The organism is Nostoc sp. T09 (genome assembly GCF_002154695.1).
In the GTDB taxonomy this organism is placed as follows: Bacteria; Cyanobacteriota; Cyanobacteriia; order Cyanobacteriales; family Nostocaceae; genus Aulosira.
Genome location: NZ_MTAV01000210.1, coordinates 64555 through 71527, shown reverse-complemented (window position 1 = coordinate 71527; position 6973 = coordinate 64555). Strand labels below are relative to the sequence as shown.

The window sequence follows — 6973 nt, the reverse complement described above, 5'->3', positions numbered from 1 at the left end:
TTATTCTTGAAGGCAAAAGACTATCCTCCTCGTGAATGAGGCTAATAACTCCATTAACGAGTCTTTAATACTCGCGAATGAGTCTTTGATACTCGCCGACGAGTCTTTGATACTCGTGAATGAGTCTTTGATACTCGGCGACGAGTCTTTAATACTCGTGAGCGAGTCTTTAATACTCGTCAACGAGTCTTTAATACTCGCGAATGAGGTTAATAACTCCATTAACGAGTCTTTAATACTCGCCAACGAGTCTTTAACTTTAATGCCGCACCATCATCGCATTGTAGGGATAATTTTTGTGCTCTCTTGAAAAACCTTGTCTTCTCAGCAATTTAAAATAGCTATAGTGGGTTACTCGTCACCAAGAATTTTTGAACTTGTGAAGACTCTCAAAACATCTGTACTCGAAGCTGATGCGGCAGAGCATAATAACCAAGTAGTACACAATGGCGAGGAAAAAAAGAAATGGTTGAAGATAATGGCTCAATTCGCACTCTAGCAGTTGATATTGGTGGTAGCGGTGTCAAAACTATGGTATTGGATGTTACAGGGCATCCTTTAACAGAAAGGGCACGTTTAGAGACACCCCAACCTGCTAAACCAGACACAGTGATCAATGCGATTGTCGTATTAGCTGCTTCTCAAGGTGAATTTCATCGTGTTTCGGTAGGTTTTCCGGGTGTAGTGCGGTATGGAGTGACGGAGACGGCGGTAAACTTAGACCGGGATTGGATCGGTTTTGATTTACAAACAGCCTTATCAAAGCAGTTAAACAAGCCTGTACGAGTAATTAATGATGCAGATATGCAGGGGCTTGGGGCGATCGCAGGTAAAGGTTTGGAATTAGTGATTACCTTGGGTACAGGATTTGGTTCAGCTTTATTTATCGATGGTAAGCTGGTGCCGAATATGGAAATGGGTCATCATCAGTTCCGCAAAGGTGAGACTTACGAAGAACAGCTGGGACGGGCGGCTTTAGAAAAAATTGGTGATAAAAAATGGAATAGGCGTTTAGAAAAGGCGATCGCATCTTTGCAACATCTATTCAATTATGATTGCCTCTACATTGGGGGCGGCGAAGCTGTCAAGGTAAATCTCCAGCTACCCTTAAATGTGAAACTCATCCCTAACATCACTGGTTTATTAGGTGGTATTGCTTTGTGGCGAAATTAGTCATTTCTCAAAAGGTAATCAGCAAGATTTATTAGTTACTTCTCCCTTGTCCCATTTCTCCCCACCCTCTCCCACACTCCCTTGTCCTCCTTGTCTCCCCACCCTTTCCCGCCCTCTCCCACACTCCCTTGTCCCTTTCTGATACATGGCGGTGAAACTTGTTTCATTTAGGCTGGTTGTTTTTACAACTGGCGTAAGTCTGGCGACGGATGCAGCAAGCATAAATCAAACCTATTGATCGAAGAGAAGGATTAAGAATGATTAACCATGCAATTAAAACCAATTAATCAGCAAGTGGTAGCCATCGTCGGGGCTTCCAGTGGGATCGGGCGTGAAACAGCCGTGAAGTTTGCCGAACGTGGTGCAAAGGTTGTAGTTGCTGCCCGTAGCGAATCAGGGCTTAAGTCTTTGGTAGATGAGATTCGGAATTTGGGCGGTACAGCAACTTATGTAGTTGCAGATGTCAGTGATTTTCAGCAAGTAAAGGCGATCGCGGATAAGACTGTAGCAGAATACGGACGACTTGATACTTGGGTTCATACTGCCGCTACGGGTGTAATTGGGCCTTTCGAGAAAATTACACCAGAGGAGTTTGCCAGAGTTGTTGATGTTACCTTGATGGGACAGGTATATGGTGCAATGGCAGCATTACCTTATCTCAAACAAGAAGGACGGGGGGCGTTAATTCATATTTCTTCAATGGAAGGTAGGCGCAGTTTGCCCCTACAAAGCCCTTACTCTACAGCCAAGCATGGTTTAGAAGGATTCCTTGATGCCTTGCGCGTTGAGTTACAACACGAAAAATGGCCGATCAGTGTTACCTCAATCCTGCCTGCGACGATCAACACTCCCTATTACAATAAAGTTCGCACCAAACTAGGAGTTAAGCCTACAGGAGTACCCCCATATTACCAACCCGATCTTGTTGCCGATGCTATTCTCTACGCAGCTGAACATCCCACCCGTGATTTTGTTGTTGGGGATGCGGGCAAAATATTAGATTTTGTGCAACGCATCTCACCTTCCTTAGCTGATTCTCTGTTGCTGGCGATCGCCTTTAAAGCACAGCGCACCAATGAACCAAAATCAGAAGACGCGCCGAACAACGTTTTTGAGCCGATTGAAGGCTATGACAAAGTTGAAGGAGACTTTAGAAACTTGTCCATACCAAGTTTCTTAGATAATTTAGATAAAAATCCACCGCTAAAATGGGGTGCGTTAGCATTTGCTGCCTTGGGTATTGCTGCATTTGTAGGTTTATGGGGTAGGAATGATATCTAAATATAGAATTCCTATTTGATTTTTGAAATAAAACTTAGAGCAATGCCCACCATATCCGGGTTTTGCTGGGCATTGTACAAGTTTTAAAGTTGGGAAACAAGGGAATAGGGAACGGGCAATCAGCAACAGTTCCCAATTTCTTATACTCTTTCTCTAAAATCTAGCTACACACAAATCTCCGCGTCTCCCCGTTTCCGTGTCCCCGCGTCATCATCACCGGGCAAGGGCGAGTCACAGGAGATAGCGTGATTGGACGATCGCGATCGCTAATTTCTGCCGGAGTACCAAGTGTGATTGTCTCACTCTGGTCTGTACCAGATGTCCCCACAGCAGATTTAATGATGGCATTTTATCAACACCTGAAAGCAAATCCAGATAAAGCACAGGCATTGCGGCAAGCAATGTTGACCAAGTATCCAAATCCCATCGCTTGGGCAGCCTTTACACTAATTGGGGAGTCTGAATAAGGTTTTTCTGACATTCTCCTATCGGAGACGCTGCGCGAACATGAAAAATCTCATAATTCAAATAGGATTGCGATAAAAAGTATGGAACAGCAGAACTACCATATGTCTCCAGAAGAATTTCGCCATTGGGGATATAAAACCATTGATTGGATAGCCGATTATTTAGAGAACGTTGAAAAACTGCCTGTTCTTTCGCAAGTTGAACCTGGCGATACCAAAGCAAAGTTACCAAATACTGCTCCTCAACAGGGCGAATCTTTTGCAGCGATTTTAAAAGATATTGATGACATCATCGTCCCAGGATTAACAAATTGGCAGTCTCCTAACTTCTTTGCTTTCTTTCCTTCTGGAATTTCTGCACCCTCAATTTTGGGAGAATTATTAAGTGCAGGAATGGGTGTGCAGGGAATGTTGTGGGCTACTTCCCCAGCTTGTACTGAATTAGAAACTCATGTTCTCGATTGGCTGATAGATATGCTGGAGTTACCCTTGCATTTCAAATCTACTCAAACAGGAGGAGGAGTAATTCAAGATTCAGCTAGCAGTGCAACTCTTGTGGCTTTGGTAGCAGCCAGGGAACAAGCAAAAGCAGATATTAGTAAACTGGTTGCTTACACTTCTACGCAGGCGCATTCTTCAGTTGAGAAGGGAGCAAAGATTGCCGGAATCAGCAAGGAAAATTTGCGTTACATAGAAGTTGATGCAGATTATGCGATGAATCCAGAAGCACTACAGCAGTGCATAGAAAAAGATATTCAGGCTGGGTTAACTCCTTTTTATTTGGCTGCGACTGTCGGGACAACTTCATCGAATGCGATTGATCCTCTACCGCAATTAGGAGCGATCGCGCAAAAATACAATATCTGGTTTCATGTTGATGGGGCAATGAGTGGCACAGCCGCTTTATGTCCTGAGTTTCGATGGATTCATCAGGGGTTGGAGTTAGCTGATAGCTATTGCTTCAACCCTCATAAATGGATGATGACTAACTTTGACTGCACTTGCTTTTACGTGCGCGATCGCGCCAAGCTGATTCAGTCTCTATCCATCATGCCGGAATACCTGAAAAATCAAGCTAGCGAATCAGGCGCGGTAATTGACTATCGAGACTGGCAAATTCCCTTAGGGCGAAGATTCCGCAGCCTCAAGCTTTGGTTTGTGATTCGCCATTACGGGATTGAAGGCTTACAGCACTATGTCCGTAAGCACATAGCCTTAGCCCAAGAGTTTGCTGAATGGGTAAAATCAGATGTGCGCTTTGAGTTGGCTGTCAATCCGCCGCTAAATTTGGTATGTTTTCGGCACAAAGGCGGTGACAAGATCAATCAAGCGATCGTCAACAATCTCAACTCTTCTGGTAAAAGTTACCTGATTTCCACCAAGCTTGACCAAAAAGTTACTTTACGAATGTCAATTGGGCAAGCCACTACTGAGAAGTTGCATGTGCAGCAAGCTTGGGAATTAATCTGCCAAATAGCTGATGCAAGTGAGAGTATTTAGCTAGTAGCAACGCACCATCAACAATTCTCAGGACTCAGGACTCAGGACTGTTATTTAGCTAGGAGTACCAAGGGATAGCGGCTCATGGCGATTCGCAGCTTTTCTTAACAAATCGCGGACTTCATCATCTGTAGTTTGCGGAAAGCGTTGATACCACTGACCAACGCTGTAGAAAGGTGTGGGTGTCGATAGACAAACCATTTCGTCTACTTTGTCTGCCAATTGTTGGTAGGCAGGTGATGCAGCAACGGGGACTGCAACTACAATCCGAGCAGGTTGCTGTTTTTGGACTGCGATAATTGCAGCCAACATGGTTGCACCTGTTGCTAAACCGTCATCTACCAAAATCACCGTCTTTCCTTGTAGTTTTGGGAAAGGACGATTCCCGCGATAAAGCTGTTCTCGTCGCTTTAGTTCTTGGTATTCTTGCGCCGCTACTTTGGCAATTGTTCGCTCCGAGAGATTGAAATCGCGAACAATATCTTGATTGACTATTTGAACATCACCAGAAGCGATCGCTCCCATTGCCAACTCTTGTTGATTGGGTACGCCTAGTTTGCGTACTAGCCAAACATCCAATACAACATTTAATACTTTGGCAATTTCAAAGGCAATTGGTACGCCACCTCTTGGTAAGGCTAGTACCAGCACATCTGGGCGGTTAGCATAAAGTGCCAAATCTTGAGCTAACAACTGACCTGCCAAACTTCGGTCTTGGAATAGCATGAGTAAAAAGTTACTGCCAGTATTTTTCTCTTCTGACCCGATTTTAAAAAGCTCAAAGCTTTCTGCCCTCTTACTAATGGAGCGACATTTTCAAAAATGTACCTATCTAAAGTACGAATTCATTATTATCTAGGAGGTATTTAAATGAAAAACAGATACTGATAAAAATTTCTTAATTACTAATTAAATATTAGATAAATTTATAATTAATTATAAGTTTAATTTTGTATTTTTTAAATTGCGCCTTCTCTCTAGAATTATGCCTAAAGAGGGTTTTATGTTGAATCTGCCTTTCTACTTTTTTGTTGAATTTCGACCATTTAGCCCAAATTTTAGAAGTGAAGGGAGCCATGCAATCAGTTTTTGAACTATCTCTTTTGCAAATTTTGAGCGATCAAACCGCATTAACATCCAACTTGCAATACCTGTTACAATGATTGTAAATCCTAATATCAATACTTTAATAATTAAAGAGTTAAGTAAATTAGCCTTTGTAGCTAGCTTATTTATTTCTGTAGTAAAAAATACTAAGACAAGATAGTGAGATAGATAAATGTAATAAGATAAAATACCTAATTTACTTAAAATTGAAAATAAGGGTGATAATCTCTTTTGGATAAGAAAAGCTAGATTTATAACAAATAAAATTAAGCCTAGAGCAATAACAAAATCAGAGAACACCCATCCCCATAACCCTACAGATAGCAAAATATTACCAGCTATCCAGATAAATAATCCTAGCACTCCTACCAAATTATTTAGAATCAATTTCTCGAATTTTTTTTGATTCTTCATAAAAAGAATTGCTCCAACTATCCCTAATACAAACTCAGCAATTCTAGAAGGAAAAAATCCAAAAGGTATTTGATTACTAATTATAAATTCTGATTTAGGTAAAGTTTTTAGGAAATGAAGCCCATATGCAATCGGACTGCTATGAAGCCAGTAGATAGATACACCTCGGTAGATAAACTCAACAAATGCTGCTACTAAGAGTACTAATATATAATCCTTAGCTTTCCTAGATTTGACAACTTTTTTATGTAACCAAGGAAAGATTAAATAAAAACTAATGATAAAAGGGACAAACCATAACGCGGGATTAGGATAACCAGACTCAGTATTAGCAAAAAAATTTCTTAAAAGTAAAATATCTATAATTGTTGTAGCTGTTGGTTCTAGCAAAGAATGTATTAAATTTCCCTGCTTAAATATATAGTCGAAAATACTATTGATAAATAATAGAAAAAATCCCAGTAAAACTATTAACCAGTAACTAGGAAATATTCTTTCTGCTCGTTTAATATACCATTGTCTCCAAGAATTGGTTTTATGTTTATTCAATCTAGAGTAGGTTAACCCAAAAGCACTTAAAACAATAAAAATATGTACTCCTTGCCAGCCAAAGGAAATTGTAAACTCAGATGGGGGATAGTGTATTAAAAATACTCCAATAATGGCTAATCCTTTACAAAAGTCAAGCAATTTAACAATATGAGGCTGATAGCTATAGGGTTGTATTTGAGAGTTAGAAATATTCATAAATATTTTTTATACAGAGAGAGTTTAACCTCATTAAGTACTGCAAGACCACGATTTCCAAACCATTGTTCCCACATATATCCACTTAAATCTCTTCAAATTTAATGACACTAATTATATATAATTAATGAGGAATACTCTTATCTTTCCTGTTTCGATTTCAACGCAGTGATTTGCCAATAATCTTGACTGGCAAAACTTTCTCTAGCTCATACACCTCATAGACACAGAGCTATAAAATATTCAAGTTTGGAGAGCAATGTAATGCTATTTCCTCTTTTGAC

General features: G+C 40.6%; 6 protein-coding genes and 1 pseudogene. 5 read left to right on the top strand and 2 right to left on the bottom strand.

Annotated elements, in window-relative coordinates; all coding sequences use genetic code 11:
- The first annotated feature begins 31 nt into the window (after positions 1-31).
- From BV372_RS36835 to BV372_RS31830, 5 genes and pseudogenes are all read left to right on the top strand, one after another.
- Positions 32-310, top strand: coding sequence for a hypothetical protein (locus tag BV372_RS36835; protein ID WP_256973576.1), 279 nt, complete (start codon positions 32-34; stop codon positions 308-310).
- A gap of 155 nt (positions 311-465) precedes the next feature.
- A complete protein-coding gene (locus BV372_RS31850) occupies positions 466-1173 on the top strand; it encodes an ROK family protein (RefSeq protein WP_086691073.1) in 708 nt (235 codons plus the stop codon).
- A gap of 267 nt (positions 1174-1440) precedes the next feature.
- On the top strand, positions 1441-2454 hold the full coding sequence (locus tag BV372_RS31840; protein ID WP_086691069.1) for an SDR family oxidoreductase: 1014 nt from the start codon (positions 1441-1443) through the stop codon (positions 2452-2454).
- A gap of 215 nt (positions 2455-2669) precedes the next feature.
- Positions 2670-2921 (top strand): annotated as a pseudogene (locus BV372_RS31835) (CHAT domain-containing protein); the annotation flags it as partial.
- Between the two features lie 81 nt (positions 2922-3002).
- Positions 3003-4421: an aminotransferase class V-fold PLP-dependent enzyme gene (locus BV372_RS31830; RefSeq protein WP_086691065.1), complete on the top strand. Its 1419-nt coding sequence runs from the start codon at positions 3003-3005 to the stop codon at positions 4419-4421.
- A 54-nt stretch (positions 4422-4475) separates the two neighbouring features.
- On the opposite strand, the gene BV372_RS31825 is transcribed toward BV372_RS31830, so the two are convergent.
- Positions 4476-5147 (bottom strand): phosphoribosyltransferase, encoded by a 672-nt coding sequence (locus BV372_RS31825; RefSeq protein ID WP_086691063.1) that lies wholly within the window; start codon positions 5145-5147, stop codon positions 4476-4478.
- A gap of 294 nt (positions 5148-5441) precedes the next feature.
- Positions 5442-6689, bottom strand: coding sequence for an acyltransferase (locus BV372_RS31820; protein WP_086691061.1), 1248 nt, complete (start codon positions 6687-6689; stop codon positions 5442-5444).
- Between the last annotated feature and the right edge of the window lie 284 nt (positions 6690-6973).

What these genes read in the sequence shown, in the direction of transcription:
- BV372_RS31850 (WP_086691073.1), top strand. Translation starts at nt 466, where the DNA reads ATGGTTGAAGATAATGGCTCAATTCGCACTCTAGCAGTTGATATTGGT.
- BV372_RS31840 (WP_086691069.1), top strand. Translation starts at nt 1,441, where the DNA reads ATGCAATTAAAACCAATTAATCAGCAAGTGGTAGCCATCGTCGGGGCT.
- BV372_RS31830 (WP_086691065.1), top strand. Translation starts at nt 3,003, where the DNA reads ATGGAACAGCAGAACTACCATATGTCTCCAGAAGAATTTCGCCATTGG.
- BV372_RS31825 (WP_086691063.1), bottom strand. Translation starts at nt 5,147, where the DNA reads ATGCTATTCCAAGACCGAAGTTTGGCAGGTCAGTTGTTAGCTCAAGAT.
- BV372_RS31820 (WP_086691061.1), bottom strand. Translation starts at nt 6,689, where the DNA reads ATGAATATTTCTAACTCTCAAATACAACCCTATAGCTATCAGCCTCAT.